Origin of the sequence: Mycolicibacter heraklionensis (assembly GCF_019645815.1) — a bacterium.
Lineage (GTDB): Bacteria > Actinomycetota > Actinomycetes > Mycobacteriales > Mycobacteriaceae > Mycobacterium > Mycobacterium heraklionense.
The window spans coordinates 4,672,561-4,698,469 of the sequence record NZ_CP080997.1 but is presented as its reverse complement, the minus strand read 5'-3'; the positions used below and the strand labels follow the sequence as shown (position 1 = coordinate 4,698,469).

The following is a 25,909-nucleotide window of genomic DNA, read 5'->3' as shown; positions in this document are numbered from 1 at the left end:
GCGAACCTCAGCGGCGCGGCCCCCGGCCGAAATAGAGTTCCTGGGTCGCCACGCAGACCAGCTGCCCCGCCCGGTTGTACATCGTCGAGGTCGTCAGGCCGCGCCCGGCGACGCCGCTGGGCGTGAACTGATCCGACAGCACCCAGTCCGACAGGTCGACGGGCCGCTGAAACCACAGTGCGTGGTCGATCAGCGCGTTGAACGTGGCGGCCTGGTTGGTCGCCCGCATGGCCAGCGCCGCCTCGACCATCTTCGTGCCGGACAGGTAGGTCAGCAGGGCGCTGTGCATCACGGGATCAGCGGGCACCGCGTCGACCGGCTTCGACCACATTCGCAGCCGCGGGGACGGTTCGCCCAGGTCCACAGCCAAGCGTGGCGGCGCATCGACATACCGCACGTCGAACGGGTGCGGCTGGACCCAGTAGCCGCCCAGTTCATCGGCGTAGGCGGCCAGTTGTTCCTGCGACGACGGCAGCGAATCCGGGTCGGGGACATCCGGTATCGGCTGCTGGTATTCCGGTGCGTCGACGGCGGTGGTGAACGACGACAGCACTTCCAGCAGGATCTGGCCGTCCTGGCGGGCGGTGACCTGTCGCGTCGACAGCGTGCCGCCGTCGCGGGCCACCTCCACGTGCAGGTCGACCGGGCGACGGGCGTCCCCGGCCCGCAGGTAATAGACGTGCATGCTGTGCGGCAGCCGGTCCGGCGCGGTGCGACTGGCCGCGATCAGCGCCTGGCCGGCGATATGTCCGCCGACGATGTGGTGGATCCGGTTGTCCAGCTGGGTGGCCACGAAGTGCTCGTCGTCGACCCGGTCGACGTCGAGGGTGGCGATGATGTCGGCCAGGGCCGGTTGACGGTGGGGAACGTCGTCGCTCACGCGTGCGCACCCATCTCCATCAGGTACACCCCGGCGCCGATCAGCACCACGCCGCCGGCCATCACCGGTGTGAACGGATCGTCGAACAGGAACCGGGCCAGCACCGCGGTCAACGCCACCCCGACGCCCGACCAGACTCCGTAGGCAACCCCGACCGGAATGCCCCGCTTGAGCACCATCGCCAGCAACACGAACGACACCACATAGCCGACGGCCACCGGAATCGCCCACTGCCATCGGGAGAAGCCGTCGGAGGCGCGCATCGACAGCGTCCCGGCAACCTCGAAACCGATCGCCCCGAGCAGCAGGACCCAGGCCATCACTCGCCGGTGAACTCGGGCTTGCGTTTGCCCATCATCGCGCCGATGCCCTCCAGCAGGTCCTTCGACGCCAAGAACGCCGAGTTCCAGGCCGCGACGTAGCGCAGGCTGGCCGACACCCGGTCGGTGCGCTGCTCGTCGAGCACGTCCTTGATGCCGGCGACCGTCAGCGGCGGGTTCTCGGCGATCTCGGCCGCGGTGGCATGCGCGGCGGCCAGGCTGGCGTCGGCGTCGGCGTAGACGTCGTTGACCAGGCCGATCTTCTCCGCCCGGGCCGCGTCGATGTCTTTGCCGGTCAGCGCGAGCTCGCGCAGATGTCCGTCGGAGATGATCAGCGGAAGCCGGGCCAGGCTGCCGACGTCGGCGACGATCGCCAGCCGGACCTCGCGCACGCTGAACTTGGCGTCGGCGGAGGCATAGCGGACGTCGACCGCGGAGATCAGGTCCACCCCGCCGCCGATGCACCAGCCGTGGATCGAGGCGATGGTCGGCGTCCGACAGTCGGCGACCGCGGTGATGGCACCCTGCATGCGCTGCAGCTCGCGGTGGAAGTCCGCCCGCGGCCGGGCCAGCGCGCCGTCGGCCAGCATCGGCGTCATCGTGCCGCCCATCGCGGCCACGTCCAGTCCGTAGCTGAAGTTCTTGCCGGAGCCGGTCAGCACGATCGCCCGCACGTCGCGGTCGGCGTCCAGCTCGGCGAAGACCACCGGCAGCTCCGCCCAGAACGCCGGGCCCATCGCATTGCCCTTGCCCGGCCCGATCAGCGTGACCTGGGCGACGTGGTCTTTGATCTCGACGGTGACGGATTCATAGGTCTCGGCCATACCCCAGACCGTAGCGTGGTCTCATGGCCCCCGAACTGCGACCCGTTCCTGACGAGCCTCCCGCCGACGAACTCGCCGGCGCCGAAGCCGCGTGGGCGGTGCTGGAGCAGGTGTGCAGCGGCATCACCAGCGACGATTGGTCCAACCCGACGCCGTGTTCAGAGTTCGACGTCGCGCAGCTGACCGAGCACCTGCTGCACTCCATCACCCTCCTCGGCGGTGCCGCCGGCGCGGAGTTCCCGCCCCGCGATCCCGACGATTCGCTGGTCCGGCAGGTTGGCTCCGCAGCCCGGCCCGCGCTGGACGCGTGGCACGGTCGCGGCCTGGACGGCACCGTCACGATCGGGCCCAATGAGCTGCCGGCGAGGATGGCGGCCGGGATTCTGTCGCTGGAGTTCCTGGTGCACGCGTGGGACTACGCGACGGCGACCGGCCGTACCGTGAACGCGGCCGAGCCGCTGGCCCAGTACGTGCTCGGCCTGGCGCAAACGATCATCACGCCGGCGGGCCGAGTGCAAGCGGGATTCGACCAGCCTGTCCAGGTCGCCGACACCGCGCCGGCCCTGCAGCGGCTGATCGCATTCACCGGGCGGTCATAGCCTCGCAACCTGCTGGCCAATCCAGCGTCGCCCAAGCTGCCTAACGTGGGTGGGACATGGACATTGCCGGTTGGGTGTGGGCGTGCACGATCGTCGGCCTGGTGGGGCTCCTGGCGTTCGACTTCTTCGTGCATGTCCGCAAGGCGCACGTTCCGACGTTGAAGGAATCCGCGATCTGGTCCGCGGGCTATATCGGTGTCGCCGTGCTCTTCGGGTGCGGCGTATTGGCCTTCGGTGGAGCCGACGCGGGCTCGCAGTACTTCGCCGGTTACCTCACCGAGAAGGCGCTCTCCGTCGACAACCTGTTCGTGTTCCTGGTCATCATGGCCAGCTTTCGGGTGCCGCGGGCGGACCAGCAGAAGGTGCTGCTGTTCGGGATCGTCATGGCGCTGGCCGCGCGGACCGGCTTCATCTTGCTCGGTGCCGCGCTGATCAACCGTTTCGCCTGGGTTTTCTACTTTTTTGGCCTGCTCCTGCTGCTGGCGGCGGGCAACATGCTCAGGTCGGGCGGCGCAGAGGAGGCCCACCGAGCTCCCGATGTCATCGTCGGGTTGGTGAAGAAGGTGGTGCCCACCAGCGAGCGTTATGACGGCGACCGGCTGTTCACCCGCATTGAGGGGCGCTGGGCGATCACCCCGATGGTGTTGGTGATGCTGGCGATCGCCGGCACCGATGTGCTCTTCGCACTCGACTCGATCCCGGCGATCTTCGGCCTGACCCAGAACAGCTATCTCGTGTTCACCGCGACGGCCTTCTCCCTATTGGGCCTGCGGCAGCTCTACTTCCTGATCGACGGCCTGCTCGACCGGCTAGTGTACCTGTCCTACGGACTGGCGGTGATTCTGGGCTTCATCGGCGTGAAGCTGATCATGCACGCGATGCACGAAGGGGGCGTCGGCGGCATCGAGATCGGCACCGGCCCGTCGTTGCTGGTGATCGTCGGCGTGCTCACGGGCACCGTCATCGCCTCACTGCGGCACCGCCGGCACGTAACCCAAAGCGAGCGCGAGCGCGATCCGGAGCTGGTGCTCCGGCGCTGAGTCAGATCCGGCCGAGAGGGGAATAAGGCCGTTGTCCGCCTCACTCGGAAATTGCCGGAGGCCCGGCACAGGTGCGCTGGCCGCGAGTGGGAATTTGACGACGCGACACGCCCGTGTCACGTCGTCAAATTCACACTGGGCGCCTATTTTTCCATCCCCCACGACGGGGCGCAGCCCCTAGCTCCGCTCTGAGCGACAACTTTCGGAGCGTGGCAGTCCCTGAGCTATTTGTCGCGCAAAGGCGGGCAATAGCCCATACGAACGGGTTTCCGGGTACGGGCTACACCCGTTCCAGGTAGAAGTAGAAGTAGCGACCGTTGTCCAGCACTGCGTCCTTGCCGTTCATGATGCCCAGCACAGTGTTGTCATCGACCCGCTTGAAGTGATCGTGGGTGGGCTGGCCGTCGTAGACCATGGTCGCCACCACCTCGCCGCGGAACTCCTCGGCCCACAGGCTCGCCTCGCCCTTGCCGAGCTTGATGTTGGAGAACTTGTTGCCGTCTTCGTCCAGGCACACCAGCGGCTGCACGTCGGTGACCGAGTTGAACGTCTTGCCGAACCAGCGGGCCTTCTCCAACAGGCCGTTCATCTTGTGACCGGTGACGAACTCGCCGCCGCGCCACTCGCCGATCATCTGCTCGACGGTGGCCGGCGGCAGCGTCGCCCAGAACTCGTCGATCTCGGCGTCGGGGATCTGGTCGGTGCGCTCCTTGAGCGCGTTGAACGTGGCGCGGGCCTGCTCGTCATTCATCGTGGGCATCGTTTCAGGCGGCCTTGTTCACGGCCCGCTTGAGGCCGAACAGCAGTCCGTGCGCCAACACCGCGGCGACCCCGGGCAGGCGGTTGTCGGCGCTGACGGTGTAGCTGATCTCCGTGCCGGATCCGGTCGATCGCAGCGCCACGTCGCCGATGTAGTTGCGGAAGGGGATGCCCGAGACGCCCCGGTAGCTCAGCCGCTGATCCGGCTCGAACGCGATGATCTCTTCCACCAGCGGCGCCATCCCCGGCACCGCCTGGATACGACGCTGAGCTCCGACGCCGTTGGGCGCAGGCGTTCCCGGCCGGATCACGGTGATCTTCAATCCGGGGGCCCAGCCGGACATGCCCTCGTAGTCGGTGAGCACCGTCCACACCTGAGCCGCGGATGCGGCGACGGTGGCAGTCGCGGTCGCGTGCATTTCAGTTCCTCCTCAGCGGTACTTCTCAGCGAACCGTAACAGCGCGTCGTTCTCCTCCGGCGCGCCGATGGTCACTCGGACTCCGTCTTGCCCGTAGGGGCGGACCACGATGCGGGCTGCGGCGGCCGCGGCGACGAAGTCGGTGGTGCGCTCGGCCAACGGCAGCCACACGAAGTTGGATTGCGAATCCGGCAGCTCGAACCCGGCTTCACGCAGCCCAGCCGAGACCCGGGCCCGCTCGGCGACCACCGCGTCGGTGCGGGCCATCAGCTCCTCTGCGGCGTCCAGCGAGGCGATCCCGGCGACCTGCGCCACGCTGGACACCGTGAACGGCACGTAGACCTTTCCCAGCGCGGTGATGATCTCCGGATCGCCGACCGCATAACCCAGTCGCAGACCGGCCAACCCGTAGGCCTTCGAAAACGTGCGCAGCACAACCACATTGGCGTGGCGTCGGGCCAACCCCAGGCTGTCGGGGAGCAGGCCGTCGCGGATGTACTCCACATAGGCCTCGTCGATGGCGATCAGGATGTGCGGTGGCACCGCGGCGACGAACCGCTCCAGCGCCTCGGGGTCGACGACGGTGGAGGTCGGGTTGTTCGGGTTGCAGACGAAGATCAGCCGGGTGCGGTCGGTGATGGCCGCCAGCATCGCATCCAGGTCGTAGGTGTGCTCGCGCAGCGGCACCTGCACCGGCACGGCGCCGGCGGTGCGTACCTGCAGCGGGTAGATCTCGAAGCTGCGCCAGCCGAACACCACCTCGTCGCCGGCGCCGGTACTGATCTGGATGAGCTGCTGACACAGGCTCACCGATCCGCAACCCGCCGCCACGTGCTCCGGGCCGAAGCCGACATGCTCGGCCAACCGGGCGCGCAGTGCGGCGTAGCCGTTGTCGGGGTAGCGGTTGGTGGTGGCCAGGGCGGCTTCGACGGCCTTGGCCACGCTGGGCAACGGGGGGAACACCGTCTCGTTGCTGGCCAGCTTGATCGATCCGGGGACCGTCTTACCCTCGACGTAGGCCGGCAGCGCGGCGATCTCCGGGCGCAGTCTGGCGGTCACGGACCACAGCATATGTGGAGGGTTTCCGGTCTACTTGCCCGCGGTTTCAGAACTGCGGGAGTGATCCGGTACCCTCAACAAGTTCGAGGAGGCGTGCCAGAGCGGCCGAATGGGACTCACTGCTAATGAGTTGTCCTCTTTACGGGGGACCGGAGGTTCAAATCCTCTCGCCTCCGCCACGGCCGAGCTTGCTCGACCGACAACTGAAGACCGGCGCCCGTAGCTCAACGGATAGAGCATCTGACTACGGATCAGAAGGTTGGGGGTTCGAATCCCTTCGGGCGCACATTTTTTCATCGGTTACGGATCGCCCCGGCTTTCGCCGGGGCTTTTCTGTTTGGTGGGCCGGTAGTTGTGGCGGCGGGGTATGCCGGCTCTCCAGACCCCAAACTTCCCCTAATTAGGTTAGCCTTACCATACAGTGTGTCGGATGCCTTCGTGTTCCGCTCGTGACTGGCGAAGACGGCTGCGGATCGCCGCGGGAGGTTAAGGGTTGTGGCTGCGCGAATTGGGTTGGGTGATCTCGAACGCACGGTCATGGAGTGCCTGTGGTCGGCGTCGGGGGCGTTGACCGTCCGCGAAGTTCACGCTTCGGTGGCGGTGAAGCGAAACCTCGCCTACACCACGATCATGACTGTGCTGCAACGGCTTGCGAAGAAGAACCTGGTTGTCCAGCGGCGTGACAATCGCGCCCACCGCTACGTGCCGACGCGGGGCCGTGCCGAGCTGGTCGCCGAACTGATGTCGTATGCGCTCGATCAGGTTGCCGACTCCTGCGGGCGCGAAGCCGCGTTGGTGCACTTTGTGGAACGCGTCGGCGCCGACGAAGCCACAGCGCTGCGGCGGGCGTTGGCTGAACTCGACGGCGCTTGACGGCGGGGGTCTTCGATGACGTCGTCGCCGCGGCTACGATCGACCGCTTCTTCGATCGCTGCGCTGCGCGGGGGTATTCGGCGCGAACCACGCGGTCTTGGCCTGCCAGGATCGCGCCAGCCCGTAGGCGAAGATCGACACCGACAGGCAGACGCAGGCCCAGATCGCCGGGCCACCGTCGCGGCCGAGATAGATCGAGACGATTCCGACCACGCAGCCCGCCACCGCGGAAGTCATCGCGGCCAGGTAGAGGACGAGCGTGGTCCTGGCCCGGTGATCATGCCGCAGCGACAGCATCAGCCGCGCGACGTAGCCGGTCAGGTACAGCAACACCGCACTGCCCGTCACCTCGAAAGCGGTCACCCAGTGGTCGCCGGTCAGAACGGCGAACATGTCCGGCTCGAAGCCCCGGTCAGTGTTGAAGAACGCCACCAGCATCACCGCGACGCACAAACCCACCGGCGCCAGGAGGTGCTTGCGCATGATCGGCCAGACGTGCGCGGGATCGGTGAGGCGCACCAGCATGTGGTAGATGTTTCCGATCACCCCGGCGAGCAGGCACAGCCAACCGAGTGCCTGCTGGGAGTTCCACCGCCCCAGCAGGCTGTACAGGGTAGGGCCCAGCTCGGTGCCCGCCCACGGTGTCAGCAGGAGCAGTGCGCAACCCTCCATCGCGATGGCGAAGGTGGCGCCGGCTTCCCAGCGCGACGACCAGGTGTCGCGGCGAACCCACAGGCAGTAGAGGACCATCGCCACGGTGGCCACGATGAACGCAGGTGTCATTGCGCGCCGATCACCGTCTCGTCGCCGTTGGCGGTGAACCAGGCGCTCTTGGCCTGCCAGGATCGCGCGGACCCGTAGGCGAAGGTTCCCACCGATAGGCAGATGCAGAGCCAGATGCCGGGGCTGGCGTCGTCGCCGTCGGCCCAGGTCGAACCGGCCACGATCAGGCATGCCGCGGTGGCGAATGCCATCGAGACGAAGTAGAGGTCAATGGTGGACTTGGCGCGCGGATCGTGTCGCAGGGTCAGCATCAGCCGGCTGACGTAGGCGCTGAGGTAGAGCACCAGGGCGCAGCCCACCAGTTGGTACAGCATCATCCAGGAATCAGTTCGCGGGGCGGCGAACACATCGGGCTGATAGTCCTGGTCGGAGCGCAGGTAGGCCGGCACCATCACGGCGACGCTCAGCCAGATCGGGATCATGAGCTGGCGGCGCATGAGCAACCGCACTTGATAAGGGTCGGCGAGGCGCACCAGCATGTGATAGATGTTCGCCGTGAGCGCCACGATCAGGCACAGGTGGCCGACCAGCTGTTGAATGTTCCACACCCCGAGGCCCTGGTGCAGCACCGGCCCGATCTTGCCGCCGGCCCACGGTGACATCAACAGCAGCGCACAGGCTTCCAACGCCAATGCGAAGGTCGCGGCGCTCTCCCAACGCGTCCACCAGGTGTCGCGGCGAACCCAGAGGCTATAGGCGACGACCGCCAACGTGGTGACAATGATTCCCGACGTCATCGAACGGTCTCACGACAGGGCTTGCGGGGGATTGGGCTGCGCAACCGGACGCTCGCTGCTGACGAACCACGCAGCTTTGGCCCGCCAGGAACGGGCTGAGCCATAGGCGAAGATGGCCACGGAAATGCACCCGCACAGCCAAATCAGCGGGCTGACATCGGATTTGGTCCAGGCGTTGCTCAAAAGCGCCATGATGGCCGCCACCGCGAATGCCGTCGAGGCGGTGTAGAGATCGACGGTCTCCTTGGCGCGCGGATCGGATCGCAGCATCGACAGCACCCGCGTCGCGTAGCCGGACAGGTAGATCAGCAGCAGCGACAACAGCACCCAGTAGGCGCGCGCCCAGGCGCCGCCGCCGCCGAGCGTTGAGAATCCATCGGGCCGAAATCCTGCGTCGGCAACGATGAACACCGCCACCATCGCCACCACGCCGACCTGTACCGGCAACCGGACGTGCAGGCGGAACATGGGCCGGAACTGGTCGAAGTCGGCCAGCCGCGCCAGTACGTGGTAGATGTTGGCCGCGATGGCGACCACGAAGCAGATGTGACCGGCCAGCTGCTGGACATTCCACATCCGCATGGCGCGGTGCACCCACGGGCCCAGGGTTTCGGCTGCCCACGGCGACATTAGTACGAGTCCCAGGGTCTCCAGCGCGATAGCCAGGGTGATGCCGATCTCCCACCGCGACCACCACGTATCCCGGCGCACCCACAGGGTGTACAGCGCCACCACCACCGTGGCACCAATTAACGCCGACGTCATACCGTCGACGGTACTTCCTGGCGGTCCTCTTAGACGGGCGGTTTGTCGAGATCCGCCTTCAGATCACCCAGGCGCAGCGGCCGTGACGCCGACTCCAGGTATTCGGCGACGGCGTCGTGCTCGATCAATCCGAACCGTACCTGCAGGTCGACGGGGTTGAGTCCGAAATACCTGGCAACTCGGATCAGATTGTCCGCGCTGATCAGCCGGCCTTCATGGGCCGCCTTGTAATACGCCGATTTGCGGTAGCCGAATGCCTCGTAGACCTCGGTCGCGCCGAGCGGCCTGCCCACGAGGTACGGCAACACTACGGTTGGGTCTTTGTGACGATCGTCCACAGCAATACACCTTAGCTCTTCTTCGTGGACCGCACAAGTATTTCAGAAACTCGGCGGAGCCTAATTCCTACTAAAACCGACTGGAAGTAAGCAATTCAAGCATTGCACGGGCTGCAATCCTGGTTCCAAGCGGGATAGCGGAAAGGTCGACCACATAGTCCGGCGAGTGCGGTGTGTAGGGGAACAATTGGCCGCGTTCGGCGGACTTGGCGTACACCTGTGGATCGGCGACCCCGACCAGGAGATATGCCAGTGGCACGTCGCGGTGCGGCCCTTTGAGCAGGTGGCAGTCCTCCGAGCCGGTCAGCGCCGGCAACTGGCGTACAACCTTGTCCGGGCCGAGCAGGTCGCCAAGCGCGGTGGCCACCCGCTCGGTGAGGGCCGTGTCGTTGACCAGCGGGGTTGCCCCGCCGGCCAGGGTGATCTCCGGTAGCCGGTCCTCGGGCATGCCGTAGCTGCGCGCGATGCCCGCGCAGATCGCCCGAATGCGGGTCAGCATCGTTTCGCGCACGTGCGGGTTGAACCACCGCAGGTTGACCTTGAGCCGTGCCCGGTCCGGGATGACGTTGTAGGCGCTGCCGGCCTGCACCGAGCCGACCGTCAGCACCGCGGTCTCGCTGGGTGCGACGGCGCGGCTGACAACGCTCTGGAACTGCACGACGGCTTGCGCCGCCATGAGCACCGGATCGCAGGCCAACTGGGGCATCGACCCGTGACCGCCGACGCCGTGGAACACGATGTCGAGCTGGTCGGTGCCGGCCATCCGCTCGCCGCCGACCGCGGCGACCATGCCGACCGGTACCGGCGCGGTGTGCATCGCCAGGAAGGCGTCCGGTCGGGGGGCGACGTCGTAGAGACCCGCGTCGACCATGGCCTGGGCGCCGGTGATCAGTTCCTCGGCGGGCTGTCCGATGAGCACCGCGGTGCCCGACCAGGACTCGGTGGTCTCGGCGAGCACCTTGGCCAGCCCCAACATCCAGGTCACGTGGGCGTCGTGGCCACACATGTGCCCGAGGGACGGGTTGCTGCTGGCGTAGTCCAGGCCGGTGGCCTCCGGCACCGCCAGCGCGTCCATGTCGGCCCGGTACATCACCACCGGGCCGGGGCCGTTGGCCAGGACCGCCACCACGCCGGTGCGACCGATGCCGGTGGTCACCGTGAAGCCGAGGTTGCCCAGTGCCTGCGCGGCGGTCCGCGCGGTGCGCACTTCGTGGAACCCCAACTCCGGGTTGCGGTGCAGGTCCTTGAAGATGTCGACCAGCCGTCGTGTGTCGGCGGCGACGATCCTGTCGATCTCGTCGATGCGGTCCGTCATTTGGCGCTCGCCATCCAGGTCTGGGCCCGGTCGAAGAGCCAGACCGCGGCCTGGTGCAACTGGTCGCCGACTTCCTTCTGCGCCATGCCTGCCGACGCCCTGGCCAGAGTGCCCTCGATGACGATGGCCAGCTTGAAAGCGGCCATCACCGTGTACCACCCGATGTGCGTCAGGTCGCGAGAGCTGCCCGCGGCGTACCGCGCCACCAGGTCATCGGTGGAGGCCAGCCCGTCCATGCCGGTCAGCGTGTGGCTGAACACGCTGGACCCGTCATCCTGGCGCCAGGTGGCCAACAGCCAGCCCAGGTCCAGCAGCGGGTCCCCGATGGTCGACATCTCCCAGTCCACGATCGCCGCCACCTCCGGTCCGGTGGGGGAGAACATCACGTTGGCTGCGTGATAGTCGCCGTGCAGGATCCCCGGCTGCCAGGACGCCGGCACATTGCGCTGCAGCCAGGCGGCGACGTCGTCCAGGCCTGGCAAGTCGGGCCCCGGATAGTTCTCGAACTGCCGGTAGGAGTCCAGTTCGGCAAGCCATCGCGGCACTTGGCGTTCCAGGAAGCCGTCGGGCTTTCCGTAGTCGGCCAATCCCACCGCGACATGGTCGACGGCACCGAGCTTCGCCAGCGCGTCGGCCATCGACAGCCCCATCCCGTACCGGACCGCCGGATCGCCGGCGTGCAGCGCCGGCAGTTCCCCGCTCGCGTTGAACCCGTCGACCGGTTCCATCAGGTAGAACACCGCATCACCGAGCACCGCGGGGTTGTCGCAGACCGCGATCAATCCCGGATGCGGCACGTCGGTGCCGGCCAACGCCGCCAGCATCCGGGTCTCGCGAAGCATCACCGCGTTGCTGCGCGGTCGCAGATGCCGCGGGCCGCGTCGCAGCACATAGCTGCGACCGGATCGGGTGAACTGCAGCATGACGTTCTGGGTGCCGCCGGACAGCTCGGTGATGTCGTCCAGCTGGCCCTCGCCCAGGCCCTGGGCGGACATCCATCCCGCGACTGCTTCGAGGTTCACGGGTGGAAACCTAACCTGTCAGGCCGCAGCGGTTGAGTGATTTCGCGGGCACCGTTTCGACGGCGTCAGCTCTTGGGCCGCACCTGCTGGGAGATGGTCTGCACCCGGATCGAGTCATCGCCGAACAGGAAGGTGTCCACCCCGTCGACGCCGAAACCCGGTGCGTCCAGCGTCCATTCCAGCAGCAGCACGTTGCCGCTGTAGGTCTGCGACTTGATCTCGAAGTTCGCATCGGCCAGTGCGGCGGACAGCTGGCTGAACGCGGCCCGGATTCCACTGCTGCCCTGCGCCACGCCGGCGGCGGTGATCAGCTCGGATTCCTCGGTGTAGTCGACGAGCAGCTCGTCGACGTCGCGGGCGAGCAGAGCCTGGAGGTGGTGGTCGAAGATTTCCTGCGGTGAGCGTGCCATGCGATGAAGATATCGGCGCGACCGACATACTGGAACGTGATGTCTGCGCCACGGGGATCGGTCGAACGTGTCGTGATGTCGCGCGCCGACGGCAAGCCCATCACGGTGCTGGTGGTCGACGACGAGACGGTGCTGGCCGAGATGGTCTCGATGGCGCTGCGTTACGAGGGCTGGACCACCGCGACCGCAGGAGACGGCGCCTCGGCGATCGCCGCCGCCAAGGCCGAACGCCCCGACGTCGTGGTGCTCGACGTGATGCTTCCCGACATGAGCGGACTCGACGTGCTGGGAAAGCTGCGGGAGATCAACCCACGGCTACCGGTGCTGTTCTTGACCGCCAAGGACGCCCTGGAGGATCGCATCGCCGGGTTGACCGCGGGTGGCGATGACTACGTCACCAAGCCGTTCAGTATCGAGGAAGTGGTGTTGCGGCTACGGGCGCTGTTGCGCCGCGCCGGGGTGAGCACCGCCGAGGCCGGCGCCCAGATCGTGGTCGGGGACCTGGTTCTCGACGAGGACTCTCATGAGGTGACCCGTGGCGGTGACCCGATCACCTTGACGTCCACCGAATTCGAGCTGCTGCGCTACCTGATGCACAACGCCAAGCGGGTGCTGTCCAAGGCGCAGATCTTGGACCGGGTGTGGGACTACGACTTCGGCGGACGGGCCAACATCGTGGAGCTCTACATCTCCTACCTGCGCAAGAAGATCGACAACGGCCGCGCCCCGATGATCCACACGCTGCGCGGTGCGGGCTATGTGCTCAAGCCGGCTCCGTAAAACGCCGCGAGCCGGCACCTGGCGCAACTGGTCGCTGCGGGCGCGGCTGCTGGCCGGTCAGATCGTGCTGCTCACCGTGGCCTGCCTGGGCATTGGCGCGGTGACGGAGCTGGCCCTCTACCAGTATCTGGTCGGCCAACTCGACCACCAGCTCTCCGACGCCTCGCACCGCTCGGCGCGGCTGCACGGCCAGCCACCGCCCCCGCCTGGGCATCGGCACCACCGGCCGCGGCCGGGGCCCGGCCCGGACTTCCTGGACGCCCCCGGCCAGCCGGCCGGCATGGTCGGCGCCGTGGTGGAAAGCGGGGCCCCGCCCGGCTCGGGTCAAGACGTCGAGGCGGGCTACCTGAGCATCTCGGGTCAGCGGGAAGAGCTGAGTCCTTCCGCCACAACACGATTGACCGATGTGTCGGCCGGGGACCCGCCCGTGACCCGGCGCCTCGACGGCGTGGGCCGCTACCGCGTGGTGGCGACCACCGCCCGGCGCGGCGACGACGTGATCGTCACCGGGCTGCCGCTGGCCGCGGTGGACGACACCATGGTCCGGGTGTTGCTGATCTTCGGGCTGGTCACCCTGGTCGCCGTGGCAGCGGTGGCCACCGCCGGCAGCGCGGTGATCCGGCGAGCGCTGGCCCCGCTGCGCCGGGTCGCGCAGACCGCCGGTGCAGTCGCCGGTCTGCCGCTGGATCGCGGGGAGGCGACGCTGCCGGTGCGGGTCGCCGAATCCGACGCCAATCCCCGCACCGAGGTCGGACAACTGGGCGCCGCGGTCAACCGGATGCTCGACCACATCGCTGCCGCGCTGTCCACCCGGCAGGACAGTGAGACTCGGGTGCGTCAGTTCGTCGCCGACGCCAGCCATGAGCTCCGCACGCCGCTGACCGCAATCCGTGGTTACACCGAACTGGCACAACGAATTCCGATATCCGACAGCGCGGACTCGCAAGCCCTGACGCACGCTTTGAGCCGGGTGCAGTCCGAAACCGAGCGGATGACCCAGCTGGTCGAAGACCTGCTGCTGCTGGCGCGGCTGGACTCCGGCCGTCCGTTGGAGCACGAGCCGGTCGACCTGTCCCGGCTGGCGGTCGACGCGGTCAGCGACGCCCACGTCGGGGGTCCGGACCATCAGTGGCAACTCGATCTACCCGACGAGCCGGTGACCGTGCCCGGTGACGCCGCGCGGTTGCACCAGGTGATGGCCAACCTGCTCACCAACGCCCGGGTCCACACCGGCCCGGGAACCGTGGTGACCCTTCGGCTGGGTGTCGACGGCGACGACGCGGTGCTCAGCGTCACCGACGACGGCCCGGGCATTCCCGCGGAGTTCTTGCCGGAGATCTTTCAGCGGTTCGCCCGCGGGGACACCTCCCGGTCGCGCAAAGGGGGCAGCACCGGACTCGGGCTGGCGATCGCCTCGGCGGTGGTCCGGGCCCACCGTGGGACCATCGGCGTCACCAGCGAACCCGGCCGCACCGCGTTCACCGTCCGCCTACCCCGCTAGCGCCTTTATTTCCGCGAGGGTGCGTGTTTGTGCGGCAACACGCCGGGTTTGCCGTACAACTGCGCACGCTCGTCGGGGGTTTGCGTCCGCCGCCCGAGGGGTAGGCGACCCGAATGAATCCCGAACTGCCACCCGAACCGGGCCGGCCGGAAGAGCCGCCGCACCGGCGTGTTCCCGAGGAGCCACCGGAACGACTGGTGCCCGCGGAACCGCCGGAACGACTGGTGCCCGAAGACCCGCCGGCACCACCCGACGACTCCCCGGAGAAATGACCCATGCGTGCTGAAGAAGGCGACGAATCCATCCGCGACTACGCGCAGGAGGCGCGGGAGACCCGTGACCGGGTCGCCCGCCCCTCATGGCTGGGCCGGCTGCGCAACGCACTGACCGGGTGGCGGCGGCGCCCCTGACGCGTCGGGCCGCACCGCGGCACCGCATTGGTGGCAAGCTGGACGCCATGGAAAACCAGCCGGTGAGTGCGACGGTCGAGGCCGCCCATGCTGAGCACCGCAGAACGCTGCCCTTCAGTGACACAACGGATTTCGCCGACGCCGACCGCGGCTTCATCGCTGCGCTGAAGCCGTGCGTCATCACCGCCGCGGACGGCCGGGTGGTCTGGGACAACGACAGCTACGGCTTCCTCGCCGGTGATCCGCCGACCTCGGTGCATCCGTCCCTGTGGCGCCAATCCCAACTGGCCGCCAAGCAGGGACTCTACGAAGTCGTCGAGGGCATCTACCAGGTGCGCGGGTTCGACATCTCCAACATCACCTTCGTCGAGGGCGACTCCGGGGTGATCGTCATCGATCCGCTGATCTCCACCGAGGTCGCCGCCGCGGCGCTGGCGCTGTATCGAGAACATCGCGGCGGAGACCGCCCCGTCACCGCGGTCATCTACACACACAGTCACGCCGACCACTTCGGCGGTGTGCTGGGCGTGACTTCGCAGGCCGACGTCGACGCCGGCCGGGTGGCCGTGCTTGCCCCGGAGGGCTTCATCGAGCATGTGGTGGCCGAGAACGTCTACGCCGGCACCGCGATGCTGCGCCGGGCCGGCTACATGTACGGCACCGTGCTGGCGCGCGGTCCGCGCGGGCAGGTCGGCTGCGGCCTGGGACAGAACACCTCGACCGGGGAGGTGTCGGTCATCGTCCCCACCGTCACCATCTCCCAGACCGGCGAGACCCACGTCATCGACGGCGTGCAGATCGAGTTCCAAATGGCGCCGGGAACCGAGGCGCCGGCCGAGATGCACTTCTACTTCCCGCAATTCCGGGCGCTGTGCATGGCCGAGAACGCCACCCACAATCAGCACAACCTGCTGACGCTGCGTGGCGCGCTGGTGCGCGACCCGCATGCCTGGGCCGGCTACCTCACCGAAGCCATCGACACCTTCGCCGGACGGGCCGACGTCGTCTTCGCCTCGCACCACTGGCCGACCTGGGGAACCCAGCGGATCGCGGAATACCTCGGGCTGCAACGGGATCTGTACGCCTATCTGCATGACCAGACGCTGCGGCTGCTCAACCAGGGCTATACCGGTATCGAGATCGCCGAACAGCTCCAGCTGCCGCCCGCCCTGGACAACGCCTGGCACGCCCGCGGCTACTACGGATCGGTGAGCCACAACGTCAAGGCCGTCTACCAGCGTTATCTGGGCTGGTTCGACGGCAACCCGGCCCGGTTGTGGCCACACCCGCCCGAGGCGGCCGGCCCCCGCTACGTCGCGGCGATGGGCGGCGCGGACCGCGTCGTCGACCTGGCCAAGGATGCCTTCGACAGCGGTGACTTTCGTTGGGCGGCAACACTACTCGATCATGTGGTGTTCACCGACGCCAATCACGTCGCCGCCCGAAAACTCTATGCGGACACCCTCGAACAGCTGGCCTACGGCGCGGAGAACGCGACCTGGCGCAACTTCTTTCTGTCCGGCGCCACCGAATTGCGCACCGGCAACTTCGGCACCGTCGGCCAGGTCACCTCGGCGGCGCTGATCTCCCAACTCAGCCCCGAGCAGCTCTTCGAGAGCCTGGCGATCCGGGTCAACGGGCCACGGGCCTGGGATCTGGCACTGGCCCTGGATGTCTCGTTCGCCGACACCGGCGTCAACTATCGCCTCACCCTGCGCAACGGTGTACTCGTCCACCGCAAGACTCCGGCGGACCCGGCCAGCGCGGACGTCACCGTCACGGCGGCCACCAAGCTGGCGCTGCTGGCGGCGCTGCTCGGCGGTGGGGAGTTGGAGATCTCCGGCGACCAGACCGCGTGGGCGAACCTGCTGGGCGTACTGGACAAACCCGACCCGAACTTCAACATCGTCACCCCGTGAAGTCGGGCGGAACTGGCCCCTTAGGGTGACAGGCGTGCAGTTGCTGCTGATCCGCCATGCCCTGCCGCTGCGCAGCGAGTACGGCCAGGGCTCAGACCCCGAGCTGTCCGAGGTCGGGGTCGAACAGGCGCAGCGCCTGCCGGACGCGTTGGCGCGCTTCCCGATCACCCGGCTGGTCAGCAGCCCGCAGCGTCGTGCGATCCAGACCGCGGAGCCGCTGGCCGCGCAGCTCGGGCACAGCGTCGACATCGATGAGCGGTTCGCCGAGTACGACCGCGACCTGGCCGGCTATCTGCCCGTCGAACACCTACGCACCGAGCGACCGCAGGACTGGGCCCGGATGGCCCAGGGCCACCTGCCCGCCGACGTCGACGAGGCCGCGTTCTGCGCCCGGGTCGCCGCCGCCGTCGTCGACGTGGTGGCCGGCTCCGAGCCTGATGACACGGTCGCGGTGTTCAGCCACGGCGGCGTGATCAACGTGGTGCTGCACCAGATCCTGGGCACGCAGCGCCTGCTGTCGTTTCCCATCGACTACGTGTCGATCACCCGGCTGTTGTACTCGCGGTCCGGGCAGGGCGCCGCGGCATCGATCAACGGCACCGAGCATGTCTGGGACCTGCTGCCGCGCAATCAGGCGCGGTTCTGATCTACCGCTGAGCCGCGAGGGACTTCTTGGCGGCGCGACGCAGCTGGAAGATCCGCGCGGTACCCACCAGGGCCGTCACCAGCCCGCCGCAGATCGCCGCCAGCAGGATCGCCACGCCCTTCGGCAGGCTCCAGGTCCAGGTCAAAAACGCCAGATCGACCGGATCCGTGTTCTGGGTGACGAACACCAGCAACACGATCAGGACCAGAAAACCAGCGATCAGTGCGCTCCACAGCGCGCCGGCACGGGTGAACGGCATCGCCGCCGGGGGCGGCGGCGGTGTGCTGGCTTCGCCCTGAGACGGGTCGACGGGCACGCTGGGGTCGCTGCTCATGGGGACATCTTGCCGCGTGTGGCCCGGAAATGAACCGGTTCTGATGAGTTTGCGCACCGGGGGCCTCACTGCGGATCGTTGGGCCGTCGCTTACGGTGGATTGGTGAGCGCAGCCCCGTCCGGCCCGTGGCCGGCGATTCTGACCTGGCGGGCGCCCGACGCCCCGCGGATGGAGTCGGTACGTGTGCAGCTGTCCGGAAACCGGATCAGGGCCAACGGCCGGATCGTGGCCGGGGCCACCGCGGAGCATCCGGCGTTCGGCGTCTATTACGACCTGCACACCGATGAGTCCGGCGCCACCAAACGGCTGGGACTGACCGTCACGCTCGCCGAACGCGAACGCCAGCTGGTGATTGCCCGCGACGAAGAGAACATGTGGCTGGTCACTGATGCCCGGGGGCAGTCACGCGCCGGCTATGACGGTGCCCTGGACATCGACATGCTGTTCAGCCCGTTCTTCAACACGCTGCCGATCCGGCGGGCCCGGCTGCAGGAGCGATCGGCCGCGATCACCTTGCCCACGCTGTACCTGAACCTGCCGGACATGTCGGTGGTGGCGGCGACCGCCAGCTACAGCAGCGCCGGAAACCGGTCCGGCATCAAGGTGATCACACCGGGAACCGATGCCCGGGGCACCACCGTCACCGTCGACGCCGACGGGTTCGTCATCGACTATCCCGGGTTGGCAACGCGGATCTGATCACCCCGCCGGCCCGCCCGGCGGCGGCCAGTTCCCGGCGCCAGTCGCTGGCGCCGACGACGACGGTGACGATCTCGCTGCGGGGGAAATTGTCGTAGCGAGTGCGGGCGGCGTGGCCGTGATTGACCAGTTCGGCCACCGAGTCCGAGGCCGACAGCGAATCCCGCGCATCGGCCAGCAGCGCGATGGCGCGGTCCAGCGCCGGTAGCAGTCGTTGCCAGTTGGCCTCGCACATGGCCCGGACCAGGTCCGGTGCCGTCCCGGCGACCCGGGTGCCGTCGCGGAACGATCCGGCGGCCAGCGCGAACGCCAGCGGTACATCCGCTGCCGTCACGGCCAGCGCCTCCGCCATCAGGTGCGGCAGATGCGAGATGGCTGCCGCGGCCGCGTCGTGTTCCTCCGAGCGGGCCGGTACCGCCACCGATCCGCAGTCCAGAATCAGGTCCAGCACCGTCGAGAACACCGCCGGGTCCACGTGGTCGTCGACACTGATCACCCACGGTGCGCCGTGGAACAGATCGGCGTGCCCGGCCGGCCAACCGGAGTGCGCCGTCCCGGCCATCGGGTGCCCGCCGACGAAGCGGGCCTGCAGTCCCGCGGCGGTGATCTCGTCGAGCACCGGGCTCTTGACGCTGGTGACGTCGGTCAGGGGGCATTCGGGTGCCAGGCGGCTGATGGGGCCGAGCAGCATCGGCAGCGCCGGCACCGGGACGGCGATCACGATCAGCGCACCGGTCTGTGCGGCGCGCTTCAGGGCCGTTTCCAGCTCGGTGGTGGCGTCGAAGCCGTCGGCGACCGCGGCATTCACCCCGTCGGCCGACCTGTTGTAGCCGAACGCCGCCCGGCCCGCCGCCGCGGCCGCGCGCAGCACCGAACCGCCGATCAGGCCGAGCCCTAAGACGCACACCGGAGTTTTCACTGTGCTTACCGCCACCTGTCCAGGTTGGCACACGCTGGTCAAGGGCGTAACCGGCGACTACCGTAGGCGCCCATGGGAGCACAGAGCTCGTCCGCACCGGGCCGGCCCGCGGAGACGCTGGACGGATTTGGCGTGGCTGTTGTGCGCGAAGACGGCAAGTGGCGTTGCACGTCGATGCGTGCCGCGGCCTTGACCAGTTTGTCCATAGCAGAGACGGAGCTGCGGGAACTACGCAGTGCCGGAGCTGTTTTCGGTCTGATCAATGTCGACCACGAGTTCTTCGTGATCATCCGCCCGGGCCCGGCCGGCACTCGCTTGCTGCTCTCGGATGCCACGGCAGCGCTGGACTATGACCTCGCCGACGAGGTGCTCGAGGAGATCGACGCCGACATCGACGCCGACGACCTCGAGGACGCCGACCCGTTCGAGGAGGGCGACTTGGGGGTGCTGTCCGACATCGGCCTGCCCGCCGCGGTGCTCAGCGTCATCCTCGACGAGCCCGACCTTGCCGTCGAAGAGCAGCTGCACCGAATCGCCAACGAGATGGGATTCGACGAGCAGCTCACCGCGGCGCTGCCGCGCCGCGATCGGTGACCGCCCCGCCCACCGATGAGGACCTGATCCGCGCGGCCCTGGCGGCTGCCGGCCAGGCCGGGCCCCGCGATGTGCCGGTGGGTGCGGTGGTGGTCGGTCCTGACGGCACCGTACTGGCCCAGGCGGCCAACGCACGCGAAGCGCTTGGAGACCCGACCGCACACGCCGAACTGCTGGCGATCCGCGCTGCCGCAGCTGTCCTGGGTGACGGCTGGCGGCTGACCGGTGCGACGCTGGCTGTCACGCTGGAGCCGTGCACCATGTGCGCGGGCGCGCTGGTGGCCGCGCGCGTGGAACGGCTGGTGTTCGGGGCCTTCGAACCCAAGACCGGTGCGGTCGGCTCGCTGTGGGACGTGGTGCGGGATCGCCGGCTCAACCACCGGCCGCAGGTCCGCGGCGGAGTGCTGGCCGCCGAGTGCGCTGCGCCACTGGAAGCCTTCTTCTCCCGGCAGCGATTGGGCTGATGGCCCCCTCGTTGGGTACGCTGTCCCGCGGTGGCGTGTCCGAGCGGCCTAAGGAGCACGCCTCGAAAGCGTGTGTGGGGTAACCCCCCACCGAGGGTTCAAATCCCTCCGCCACCGCCATTGTGATGCTAGTGATCACCCCGGCCGCTGCCGGGGTGATCACTAACTCGCGAGATCCGGTCCACGCAGGAAAAGTTCGAGTAGCGGCCTGCGTCAGCCCGATCTCGCGGACTTATGGCCATCAGACTCCCGCAGTGACGTCCTTCTGCACCGCCGGAGTGCTGCGTTTGGGCGCGGTCCGCGAATGAGTCGCGTACATCGCCAACCCGGTGAATGCCAATCCACCCACCAGATTGCCCAGCACCGTGGGAATCTCGTTCCACTCGATGTAGTCCAGGATGGTGAAGTGCCCGCCGAGCATCAGGCCGGAGGGAAACAGGTACATGTTGACGACCGAGTGCTCGAATCCCATTGCGAAGAACAGCATCACCGGCAGCCACATGGCGATCACCTTTCCGGTGACGTCGGTGGCCAGCATGGCCCCGACTACCCCGGTGGACACCATCCAGTTGCACAGCATGCCGCGCACGAACAAGGTCAGCATGCCCGGAAAGCCGTGTGCGGCATAGCCGAGCGTGCGAGCCTCGCCGATGTGGCCGATCGCCTGACCGATTTCGTTGGGCGGGCTGGAGAAGCCGTAGGTGAACACGATCGCCATCAGCACCGCGACGGTGAAGGCACCGGCGAAGTTGCCGAGGAAAACCAGTCCCCAGTTCCGCAGCACCCCGCCGATGGTGACGCCCGGACGCTTGTCGAGCCAGGCCAGCGGCGCCAACACGAACACACCGGTCAGCAGGTCGTATCCGAGCAGGTAGAGGATGCAAAAGCCGGCCGGAAACAGCAGTGCCCCGATGATCGCCTGGCCGGTCTGCACGGTCATGGCCACCGCGAACGCCGCGCCCAGCGCCAGTGTCGCACCGGCCATGAATGCGCGGATCAGCGTGTCGCGGGTGGACATGAAAATCTTGGACTGGCCGGCGTCGATCATTGCATTGATCAACTCGGGCGGCTTGACGTAGGTCATCGAACTCCTCAGGTACCCCGGGGCGCAGTAGTTGTATCGGCGCATGTGAACCTACGGTGCCGCTACCCGCGCCGAGGAAGATCGCCAGCCAACTCCTAGTCAGCCCACAGACGTTGCCCAACAACGTCTTCGGGGGCCCTTTGCCGCGTTTCACCAGCTAAAACATCACCGAGGCCGGTCGACCGCATACGTCCCGGCGTCGTCGGTGAACTCCACGAGCACGCGGCGCTGAGCGCCGTCGACAGTGACCACACAGCTGAAACTGGTGCCCTTACGCACGGTCGGATTCACCCCGTTGTTGCATCGGACGTTGGTCACGTTGTCGCGTCCATAGCCGTTGATCGGGTCGGTGAGCACCTGGCGAACACCGTCTTGGGCCTTGTGCACATCGAGCTCGACGGAGCCCGAGCCGCCGACGGCGCCGCGCAGCACCAACGTCAGGAGCACACCGGCGGCGAGTAGTCCGGTCAGGCCCGCGGCGATCAGCACGGCGCGGTTCGACGGGGGTCGCGGGTCCGCCGGTTTCGGGGCACCAGTAGCGGAGGCCGTCCGCGGCTGGCGACGGTCCTGCGGTACCGGAGGCCGCGGGCCCGACGGTGGCGGCCGGTGCGCCCGTGGGGGCGGTGGCACTCGGGGCGGCGGGGGTGCCGGGGGCCGACGCAACTCCAGATACCAGGGCTGTTCCGGTGGACGTGGGCGCTGCGGCCCACGCGGTCGCGGAATCGGCGTGGTCCGCGGCTCCGGCGGCTCTTGCGGGTCTTGCGGACGGTTCATGACAGCTCGCTCATCACGGGAACCGCTCGAAGCATCCGTCGATGTCGCCGTGCAGCCCGGAGCGGAACGCGAGGATCCGGGTGAAACCCGCCGGCACGGTGTTGTCCTCGGCATCGCTGGCGACGATCCCGTTCATCAGCAGGCCGGTCACCGCCTCGTCGAGATCCCCGCCGGCCAGCGTCAAGCCCTGGCCGGATGACAGCGTCATGGGCTCGGCCATCCGACGCTGGGCCACCCCGGTCAGGCACGCGGTGCGCAACGCCGCCGCCGCCGACTCCAAGCCGACCTCGCGTTCCCGTTGCACCGCAAGCGCATACCGCGACGTGACGGCCGACAAACCAGTGTTGTCGCCCTGCGGCATACCCAGCGTCGACTGATCGGTCGGCGCGCTCATCTCCTGCAGTCCGGCCAGATCGACGACTATCAGGTTGGACTCCGGGCAGTAGGCCACCGGGTCGGGGCGGCGGCCACTGGGGCATTTGCCCGAGGTGGCCAGCTCCGGCGGGCGGGACAAGCCGAAGATCTGGCCCAGCTGCTCCATCAGGGTCGACAACACCGACTCGTCGATCGTGAGGTCGCTTTGCGGGTTCTCCGAATCGAACAGGGAATTGGGCAGATTGCCACGGCGCTTGCGGATCTCGTCCATGTCGATCTCGGCGCACATCGCCGCGCCGCCGTCGAAGCCGGTTTGGAAGGCGCCGACCCGGTCCAGTGCGGTGCCATGCTCATCAGAGATCGAGACCGGATTGTCCGGCGTCGACACCGGGTCGCGGATCACGATCAGCCCGGCCAGCACATGGTTGAGGCCGTCGCCGGTGCTCAACTGCACCCGTGCGGAACTGCCCGCGGCCACCCACTGCAGATACACCCCGGCAAAACAGTCGGCCTGCTGTTCGCGGACCAGGGTGCGCGTCAGCGGGTTGACGATTCCCGCCATGTTCTGCAGGGCGTGCCCGTATTCGTGAGCCAGCGTCCCATTGATCGCCATGTCGCCGAAGTACTTTCGGGCGGTGGGCAAGAATTTGGCGCGGTCCCAGGCCATCGTGTCCATCCGACGGCAATACATCGCGTTCGGCAGATGGTAGACGTCGCCGCCGCACACCGACGGGCCGTCTGCGTCGGTGGAGTCATACGACATCAGCGTCGAGACCGGCTGGAAGCGTCCGCGCAGCGCCTCGGCGTAGTGCTGCGTCCAGAAGTCCTCGATGTCATCGATTGCCAGCAGAGACAGCCGGTCGATGTCTCCGCCGTCGCTGTTTTGCACCCGGGCGGTGACCGCCGGAACGTCGCCGCGCGGGCCGCTGGGCCCCTCCGCGGTGGGCAGCCCGCCGACCCGTCCGGGGTCATACAACATCGATATCGCGTGCCCAGCGATCACCGTCGGCGTGGTGTTCTGTGCGCACCCCGCCAGCGCCAAGACCAGGGCTGTCACTCCGAAAACCGTTCTGGCGGTTCGGCCGAATCCGCGTTGCAACATCGTCACCTGCTGAGGTAAGCCACGATCCCACTGGTGACGGCCGTGGCGTACTGCGCTCGCCCGTCGGCGCTCTCCAGCAGCGCCGCGTCCTGCGCGTTGCGCATGTTGCCCAACTCGACCAGCACCGCCGGATACTCGGCCAGATTCAGCCCGGCCAGATCCGCCCGCCCGTAGAGGCCGTCGGCGCCCAGGTAACTGGATTGCGGAATGCCCGCGGCCGTCAGGGCGTCTCGGATGGCACCGGCCAGCGCCACGGCCGGACCGGACTGGGCGTCGTTGAGCGCCGGGCTGGAGTAATTGACGTGGAACCCGCGGCCGGAAGCCGGCCCGCCGTCGGCGTGGATGGACACGATTGCGTCCGGGTGCGCGGCGTTGGCCGCGGCGGCCCGCGCATCGATGCATGGGCCTACCGAGGTGTCGTCGCCGCGCGAGAGCTCGGTGTGCACGCCCAGCCGCTCGAGTTCCGCGCGGATCCGGTTGGTCACGTCCCAGTTCAGGCTGTGCTCGGGGTAGCCGTCGTCGGCGGCGGTTCCGCTGGTCTGACAGGGCTTGGTGCCGCCGCGCCCGTTGGGAACCTGCCGTGCGATCGAGGCGTCGTTGGCGCCGCTGTGCCCCGGGTCCAGAAACACCGTCTTGCCCGCAACGGCGGGGTTTTCGGGGTCGGCCGGAGCGGTGGGCGCAACCATGCCGGCCGCGAGCAAGCACGCGGCCGAGGCGACACAGACAACGGTCCGGCGACGCACCGGGCAAGACTAGCAAGCGGCCGCGGGGTCCTCCGGGGTCTAATGGATCGATGCAGCTGATGTCACCGCTCGACTCGGTCTTCCTGCTGACCGAAACGCGTGAGCACCCCATGCACGTCGGCGGGCTGATGTTGTTGGAGCCGCCGGAGGGCGCCGGGCCGGAGTTCGTCGGCGAGATCTACCGGGGCCTGCTGGGCGCCCGTGATCTGCAGCCCGCCTTCCGGAAACGCCCGGCGTCGCTGCTCGGTGGCATCTCGAGCGTGGGCTGGGCCTTCGACGACGACGTCGACCTCGAGTACCACGTGCGGCGTTCGGCGCTACCGGTGCCGGGCCGGGTGCGCGATCTGCTGGAGCTCACTTCGCGACTGCACGGCAGCCTGCTCGACCGGCACCGCCCGCTGTGGGAAGCCCACGTGGTCGAGGGTCTCAACGACGGACGGTTCGCCGTCTACGTCAAGATCCACCACTCCCTGATCGATGGTGTCTCGCTGCTGCGACTGATGCGTCGCACCCTGTCGACCGACCCACGCGACCCGGAACTGCGCACTCCGTGGTCGGTCCGGGCCCAAGGGCCCAAGTCGCGGCCGCGGCCGGATTCCCCATCCCGGTTGAGCGAACTGACGTCGATGGTCAAAGGCGTTGCCGCCTTGGGGCCGTCGACGGTGAAGCTGGCGCGAGCCGCGCTGCTGGAGCAGCAGCTGACCCTGCCGTTCGAAGCACCGCGCACCATGCTCAACGTCAAGATCGGCGGTGCCCGCCGCTGCGCGGCGCAGTCCTGGCCGGTGGAGCGGGTCATCGCGGTGAAACGAGCAGCCGGGGTGACCCTCAACGACGTGGTGCTGGCGATGTGTGCCGGGGCGCTGCGCGCCTACCTCGGCGAGCAGCAGGCCCTGCCGGAGCATCCGCTGGTGGCGATGGTCCCGGTGAGCCTGCGCACCGAGGCCGAAGCCGACTCCGGCGGCAACATGGTCGGCACCATCCTGTGCAACCTGGCCACCGACCTCGAGGACCCGGCACAGCGGCTGGCGACCATCAGCGAGTCGATGCGCCGCAACAAGAAGGTGTTCAGCGAGCTGCCCCGCACGCAGGCGCTGGCACTGTCGGCGGCCAACATGGCGCCGCTGGCCTTGGCGGCGATCCCCGGCTTCGTCTCGGCGGCCAAGCCACCGTTCAACATCGTCATCTCCAACGTGCCCGGCCCGGCCGAGCCGCTGTACTGGCAGGGCGCCCGCCTGGACGGCAACTACCCGATGTCGATCGCGCTGGACGGACAGGCGCTGAACATGACGGTGGTCAGCAACGCCGGCAACCTCGATTTCGGGCTGGTCGGCTGCCGTCGCTCGGTTCCGCACCTGCAACGCCTGCTCGGGCACTTGGACACCGCGCTGGAAGACCTGGAACACGCCGTGGGTGTGTGAGGC

At 68.0% G+C, this 25,909-nt stretch carries 32 protein-coding genes and 3 tRNA genes; 16 read left to right on the top strand and 19 right to left on the bottom strand.

Annotation, left to right across the window (positions count from 1 at the left end):
- Positions 1-7 precede the first annotated feature (7 nt).
- Genes K3U94_RS22210 through K3U94_RS22200 form a run of 3 tightly spaced genes read right to left on the bottom strand, consistent with a single transcriptional unit; the run spans position 8 to position 2,024 of the window.
- A complete protein-coding gene (locus K3U94_RS22210; RefSeq protein ID WP_047321526.1) occupies positions 8-880 on the bottom strand; it encodes an acyl-CoA thioesterase in 873 nt (290 codons plus the stop codon).
- Positions 877-1,200 carry a DMT family transporter gene (locus tag K3U94_RS22205; RefSeq protein WP_047321525.1) on the bottom strand — a complete coding sequence of 108 codons (324 nt, stop codon included), beginning with the start codon at positions 1,198-1,200 and terminating at the stop codon, positions 877-879. Before K3U94_RS22205 ends, K3U94_RS22210 begins: the two co-directional genes overlap by 4 nt.
- Positions 1,200-2,024 (bottom strand): crotonase/enoyl-CoA hydratase family protein, encoded by an 825-nt coding sequence (locus K3U94_RS22200; RefSeq protein WP_047321524.1) that lies wholly within the window; start codon positions 2,022-2,024, stop codon positions 1,200-1,202. Before K3U94_RS22200 ends, K3U94_RS22205 begins: the two co-directional genes overlap by 1 nt.
- 23 nt (positions 2,025-2,047) lie before the next feature.
- Here K3U94_RS22200 and K3U94_RS22195 point away from each other — a divergent pair, with 23 nt between their 5' ends.
- Together K3U94_RS22195 and K3U94_RS22190 are read left to right on the top strand one after the other, a co-directional pair.
- Entirely contained in the window at positions 2,048-2,623 is a 576-nt protein-coding gene (locus K3U94_RS22195) for a TIGR03086 family metal-binding protein (RefSeq protein ID WP_220695050.1), read from the top strand.
- 56 nt (positions 2,624-2,679) lie between these two features.
- Positions 2,680-3,663, top strand: coding sequence for a TerC/Alx family metal homeostasis membrane protein (locus K3U94_RS22190; protein ID WP_220695049.1), 984 nt, complete (start codon positions 2,680-2,682; stop codon positions 3,661-3,663).
- Positions 3,664-3,943: 280 nt separating this feature from the next.
- Here the strand turns inward: K3U94_RS22190 and K3U94_RS22185 are convergent, their stop codons facing one another.
- From K3U94_RS22185 to hisC, 3 genes are read right to left on the bottom strand one after another with little or no spacing between them, the layout of a single operon-like run.
- Entirely contained in the window at positions 3,944-4,414 is a 471-nt protein-coding gene (locus K3U94_RS22185; RefSeq protein ID WP_220695048.1) for a DUF4334 domain-containing protein, read from the bottom strand.
- 13 nt (positions 4,415-4,427) lie between these two features.
- Complete coding sequence (locus K3U94_RS22180; RefSeq protein WP_047321520.1) at positions 4,428-4,841, bottom strand: SRPBCC family protein; 414 nt, start codon at positions 4,839-4,841, stop codon at positions 4,428-4,430.
- A gap of 12 nt (positions 4,842-4,853) precedes the next feature.
- Complete coding sequence (gene hisC / locus K3U94_RS22175) at positions 4,854-5,900, bottom strand: histidinol-phosphate transaminase (RefSeq protein WP_220695047.1); 1,047 nt, start codon at positions 5,898-5,900, stop codon at positions 4,854-4,856.
- A gap of 87 nt (positions 5,901-5,987) precedes the next feature.
- Between hisC and K3U94_RS22170 the strand changes: the two genes are divergently transcribed.
- From K3U94_RS22170 to K3U94_RS22160, 3 genes are all read left to right on the top strand, one after another.
- A tRNA-Ser gene (locus K3U94_RS22170) sits at positions 5,988-6,079 on the top strand.
- A gap of 34 nt (positions 6,080-6,113) precedes the next feature.
- Positions 6,114-6,186: transfer RNA gene (locus K3U94_RS22165), tRNA-Arg, on the top strand.
- A gap of 209 nt (positions 6,187-6,395) precedes the next feature.
- Complete coding sequence (locus K3U94_RS22160; RefSeq protein WP_267878333.1) at positions 6,396-6,773, top strand: BlaI/MecI/CopY family transcriptional regulator; 378 nt, start codon at positions 6,396-6,398, stop codon at positions 6,771-6,773.
- A gap of 33 nt (positions 6,774-6,806) precedes the next feature.
- On the opposite strand, the gene K3U94_RS22155 is transcribed toward K3U94_RS22160, so the two are convergent.
- The 7 genes from K3U94_RS22155 to K3U94_RS22125 all read right to left on the bottom strand — a co-directional run bounded on the left by K3U94_RS22155 (position 6,807) and on the right by K3U94_RS22125 (position 12,143).
- Positions 6,807-7,556 carry a hypothetical protein gene (locus tag K3U94_RS22155; RefSeq protein ID WP_220695046.1) on the bottom strand — a complete coding sequence of 250 codons (750 nt, stop codon included), beginning with the start codon at positions 7,554-7,556 and terminating at the stop codon, positions 6,807-6,809.
- Positions 7,553-8,293, bottom strand: coding sequence for a hypothetical protein (locus K3U94_RS22150; RefSeq protein ID WP_220695045.1), 741 nt, complete (start codon positions 8,291-8,293; stop codon positions 7,553-7,555). The genes K3U94_RS22155 and K3U94_RS22150 overlap by 4 nt, the downstream gene beginning before the upstream one ends.
- A gap of 9 nt (positions 8,294-8,302) precedes the next feature.
- Positions 8,303-9,058: a hypothetical protein gene (locus K3U94_RS22145; protein ID WP_220695044.1), complete on the bottom strand. Its 756-nt coding sequence runs from the start codon at positions 9,056-9,058 to the stop codon at positions 8,303-8,305.
- Between the two features lie 29 nt (positions 9,059-9,087).
- Positions 9,088-9,396 carry a hypothetical protein gene (locus K3U94_RS22140; protein ID WP_047321516.1) on the bottom strand — a complete coding sequence of 103 codons (309 nt, stop codon included), beginning with the start codon at positions 9,394-9,396 and terminating at the stop codon, positions 9,088-9,090.
- Between the two features lie 70 nt (positions 9,397-9,466).
- Entirely contained in the window at positions 9,467-10,711 is a 1,245-nt protein-coding gene (locus K3U94_RS22135) for an amidohydrolase (RefSeq protein ID WP_220695043.1), read from the bottom strand.
- Positions 10,708-11,706 (bottom strand): phosphotransferase family protein, encoded by a 999-nt coding sequence (locus K3U94_RS22130; protein ID WP_230987659.1) that lies wholly within the window; start codon positions 11,704-11,706, stop codon positions 10,708-10,710. The genes K3U94_RS22135 and K3U94_RS22130 overlap by 4 nt, the downstream gene beginning before the upstream one ends.
- A gap of 92 nt (positions 11,707-11,798) precedes the next feature.
- A complete protein-coding gene (locus tag K3U94_RS22125; protein ID WP_220695041.1) occupies positions 11,799-12,143 on the bottom strand; it encodes a nuclear transport factor 2 family protein in 345 nt (114 codons plus the stop codon).
- Positions 12,144-12,218: 75 nt separating this feature from the next.
- On the opposite strand from K3U94_RS22125, the gene K3U94_RS22120 reads away from it, so the two are divergent.
- From K3U94_RS22120 to K3U94_RS22100, 6 genes are all read left to right on the top strand, one after another.
- Entirely contained in the window at positions 12,219-12,923 is a 705-nt protein-coding gene (locus K3U94_RS22120; protein WP_220696912.1) for a response regulator transcription factor, read from the top strand.
- Complete coding sequence (locus K3U94_RS22115; protein ID WP_220695040.1) at positions 12,901-14,424, top strand: sensor histidine kinase; 1,524 nt, start codon at positions 12,901-12,903, stop codon at positions 14,422-14,424. Before K3U94_RS22120 ends, K3U94_RS22115 begins: the two co-directional genes overlap by 23 nt.
- A 113-nt stretch (positions 14,425-14,537) precedes the next feature.
- Positions 14,538-14,696, top strand: a complete 159-nt coding sequence (locus K3U94_RS22110; RefSeq protein ID WP_220695039.1) for a hypothetical protein — start codon at positions 14,538-14,540, stop codon at positions 14,694-14,696.
- A 3-nt stretch (positions 14,697-14,699) separates the two neighbouring features.
- On the top strand, positions 14,700-14,834 hold the full coding sequence (locus K3U94_RS24190; RefSeq protein ID WP_267878332.1) for a hypothetical protein: 135 nt from the start codon (positions 14,700-14,702) through the stop codon (positions 14,832-14,834).
- Between the two features lie 47 nt (positions 14,835-14,881).
- Positions 14,882-16,753: an alkyl/aryl-sulfatase gene (locus K3U94_RS22105; RefSeq protein WP_220695038.1), complete on the top strand. Its 1,872-nt coding sequence runs from the start codon at positions 14,882-14,884 to the stop codon at positions 16,751-16,753.
- 34 nt (positions 16,754-16,787) lie between these two features.
- Positions 16,788-17,399: a histidine phosphatase family protein gene (locus tag K3U94_RS22100; protein ID WP_220695037.1), complete on the top strand. Its 612-nt coding sequence runs from the start codon at positions 16,788-16,790 to the stop codon at positions 17,397-17,399.
- Between the two features lies 1 nt (position 17,400).
- Here K3U94_RS22100 and K3U94_RS22095 read toward each other — a convergent pair whose 3' ends face one another.
- On the bottom strand, positions 17,401-17,733 hold the full coding sequence (locus K3U94_RS22095; RefSeq protein WP_220695036.1) for a LapA family protein: 333 nt from the start codon (positions 17,731-17,733) through the stop codon (positions 17,401-17,403).
- A 103-nt stretch (positions 17,734-17,836) separates the two neighbouring features.
- Here K3U94_RS22095 and K3U94_RS22090 point away from each other — a divergent pair, with 103 nt between their 5' ends.
- Positions 17,837-18,433: a putative glycolipid-binding domain-containing protein gene (locus K3U94_RS22090; RefSeq protein ID WP_047321509.1), complete on the top strand. Its 597-nt coding sequence runs from the start codon at positions 17,837-17,839 to the stop codon at positions 18,431-18,433.
- On the opposite strand, the gene K3U94_RS22085 is transcribed toward K3U94_RS22090, so the two are convergent.
- Positions 18,399-19,340, bottom strand: a complete 942-nt coding sequence (locus K3U94_RS22085) for a prephenate dehydrogenase (protein ID WP_047321508.1) — start codon at positions 19,338-19,340, stop codon at positions 18,399-18,401. The two genes, K3U94_RS22090 and K3U94_RS22085, sit on opposite strands and share 35 nt — an antisense overlap.
- A gap of 84 nt (positions 19,341-19,424) precedes the next feature.
- On the opposite strand from K3U94_RS22085, the gene K3U94_RS22080 reads away from it, so the two are divergent.
- From K3U94_RS22080 to K3U94_RS22070, 3 genes are all read left to right on the top strand, one after another.
- Positions 19,425-19,946 carry a tRNA adenosine deaminase-associated protein gene (locus K3U94_RS22080; protein ID WP_047321507.1) on the top strand — a complete coding sequence of 174 codons (522 nt, stop codon included), beginning with the start codon at positions 19,425-19,427 and terminating at the stop codon, positions 19,944-19,946.
- Positions 19,943-20,410 carry a nucleoside deaminase gene (locus K3U94_RS22075; RefSeq protein ID WP_047321506.1) on the top strand — a complete coding sequence of 156 codons (468 nt, stop codon included), beginning with the start codon at positions 19,943-19,945 and terminating at the stop codon, positions 20,408-20,410. Before K3U94_RS22080 ends, K3U94_RS22075 begins: the two co-directional genes overlap by 4 nt.
- 29 nt (positions 20,411-20,439) lie before the next feature.
- A tRNA-Ser gene (locus K3U94_RS22070) sits at positions 20,440-20,530 on the top strand.
- 121 nt (positions 20,531-20,651) lie between these two features.
- Here the strand turns inward: K3U94_RS22070 and K3U94_RS22065 are convergent.
- The 4 genes from K3U94_RS22065 to K3U94_RS22050 form a co-directional block, all read right to left on the bottom strand.
- Positions 20,652-21,494, bottom strand: a complete 843-nt coding sequence (locus K3U94_RS22065; RefSeq protein ID WP_220695035.1) for a formate/nitrite transporter family protein — start codon at positions 21,492-21,494, stop codon at positions 20,652-20,654.
- A 165-nt stretch (positions 21,495-21,659) separates the two neighbouring features.
- Positions 21,660-21,983: a DUF4333 domain-containing protein gene (locus tag K3U94_RS22060; RefSeq protein WP_220695034.1), complete on the bottom strand. Its 324-nt coding sequence runs from the start codon at positions 21,981-21,983 to the stop codon at positions 21,660-21,662.
- 298 nt (positions 21,984-22,281) lie between these two features.
- The gene (locus tag K3U94_RS22055) at positions 22,282-23,745 is read right to left on the bottom strand and encodes a neutral zinc metallopeptidase (protein WP_220696911.1); all 1,464 of its coding nucleotides are present in this window, start codon (positions 23,743-23,745) and stop codon (positions 22,282-22,284) included.
- A gap of 2 nt (positions 23,746-23,747) precedes the next feature.
- Positions 23,748-24,431 (bottom strand): Rv3717 family N-acetylmuramoyl-L-alanine amidase, encoded by a 684-nt coding sequence (locus tag K3U94_RS22050; protein ID WP_220696910.1) that lies wholly within the window; start codon positions 24,429-24,431, stop codon positions 23,748-23,750.
- Between the two features lie 107 nt (positions 24,432-24,538).
- Between K3U94_RS22050 and K3U94_RS22045 the strand changes: the two genes are divergently transcribed.
- The gene (locus tag K3U94_RS22045; RefSeq protein WP_220695033.1) at positions 24,539-25,906 is read left to right on the top strand and encodes a WS/DGAT/MGAT family O-acyltransferase; all 1,368 of its coding nucleotides are present in this window, start codon (positions 24,539-24,541) and stop codon (positions 25,904-25,906) included.
- Positions 25,907-25,909: the final 3 nt, after the last annotated feature.

Coding starts and splice junctions, on each gene's coding strand:
- K3U94_RS22105 (WP_220695038.1), top strand. CDS start 14,882: ATGGAAAACCAGCCGGTGAGTGCGACGGTCGAGGCCGCCCATGCTGAG.
- K3U94_RS22080 (WP_047321507.1), top strand. CDS start 19,425: ATGGGAGCACAGAGCTCGTCCGCACCGGGCCGGCCCGCGGAGACGCTG.
- K3U94_RS22095 (WP_220695036.1), bottom strand. CDS start 17,733: ATGAGCAGCGACCCCAGCGTGCCCGTCGACCCGTCTCAGGGCGAAGCC.
- K3U94_RS22150 (WP_220695045.1), bottom strand. CDS start 8,293: ATGACGTCGGGAATCATTGTCACCACGTTGGCGGTCGTCGCCTATAGC.
- K3U94_RS22145 (WP_220695044.1), bottom strand. CDS start 9,058: ATGACGTCGGCGTTAATTGGTGCCACGGTGGTGGTGGCGCTGTACACC.
- K3U94_RS22130 (WP_230987659.1), bottom strand. CDS start 11,706: ATGTCCGCCCAGGGCCTGGGCGAGGGCCAGCTGGACGACATCACCGAG.
- K3U94_RS22195 (WP_220695050.1), top strand. CDS start 2,048: ATGGCCCCCGAACTGCGACCCGTTCCTGACGAGCCTCCCGCCGACGAA.
- K3U94_RS24190 (WP_267878332.1), top strand. CDS start 14,700: ATGCGTGCTGAAGAAGGCGACGAATCCATCCGCGACTACGCGCAGGAG.
- K3U94_RS22055 (WP_220696911.1), bottom strand. CDS start 23,745: ATGTTGCAACGCGGATTCGGCCGAACCGCCAGAACGGTTTTCGGAGTG.
- K3U94_RS22180 (WP_047321520.1), bottom strand. CDS start 4,841: ATGCACGCGACCGCGACTGCCACCGTCGCCGCATCCGCGGCTCAGGTG.
- K3U94_RS22045 (WP_220695033.1), top strand. CDS start 24,539: ATGCAGCTGATGTCACCGCTCGACTCGGTCTTCCTGCTGACCGAAACG.
- K3U94_RS22115 (WP_220695040.1), top strand. CDS start 12,901: ATGTGCTCAAGCCGGCTCCGTAAAACGCCGCGAGCCGGCACCTGGCGC.
- K3U94_RS22125 (WP_220695041.1), bottom strand. CDS start 12,143: ATGGCACGCTCACCGCAGGAAATCTTCGACCACCACCTCCAGGCTCTG.
- K3U94_RS22110 (WP_220695039.1), top strand. CDS start 14,538: ATGAATCCCGAACTGCCACCCGAACCGGGCCGGCCGGAAGAGCCGCCG.
- K3U94_RS22185 (WP_220695048.1), bottom strand. CDS start 4,414: ATGAATGACGAGCAGGCCCGCGCCACGTTCAACGCGCTCAAGGAGCGC.
- K3U94_RS22200 (WP_047321524.1), bottom strand. CDS start 2,024: ATGGCCGAGACCTATGAATCCGTCACCGTCGAGATCAAAGACCACGTC.
- K3U94_RS22050 (WP_220696910.1), bottom strand. CDS start 24,431: ATGGTTGCGCCCACCGCTCCGGCCGACCCCGAAAACCCCGCCGTTGCG.
- K3U94_RS22135 (WP_220695043.1), bottom strand. CDS start 10,711: ATGACGGACCGCATCGACGAGATCGACAGGATCGTCGCCGCCGACACA.
- K3U94_RS22190 (WP_220695049.1), top strand. CDS start 2,680: ATGGACATTGCCGGTTGGGTGTGGGCGTGCACGATCGTCGGCCTGGTG.
- K3U94_RS22120 (WP_220696912.1), top strand. CDS start 12,219: ATGTCGCGCGCCGACGGCAAGCCCATCACGGTGCTGGTGGTCGACGAC.
- K3U94_RS22155 (WP_220695046.1), bottom strand. CDS start 7,556: ATGACACCTGCGTTCATCGTGGCCACCGTGGCGATGGTCCTCTACTGC.
- K3U94_RS22205 (WP_047321525.1), bottom strand. CDS start 1,200: ATGGCCTGGGTCCTGCTGCTCGGGGCGATCGGTTTCGAGGTTGCCGGG.
- K3U94_RS22065 (WP_220695035.1), bottom strand. CDS start 21,494: ATGACCTACGTCAAGCCGCCCGAGTTGATCAATGCAATGATCGACGCC.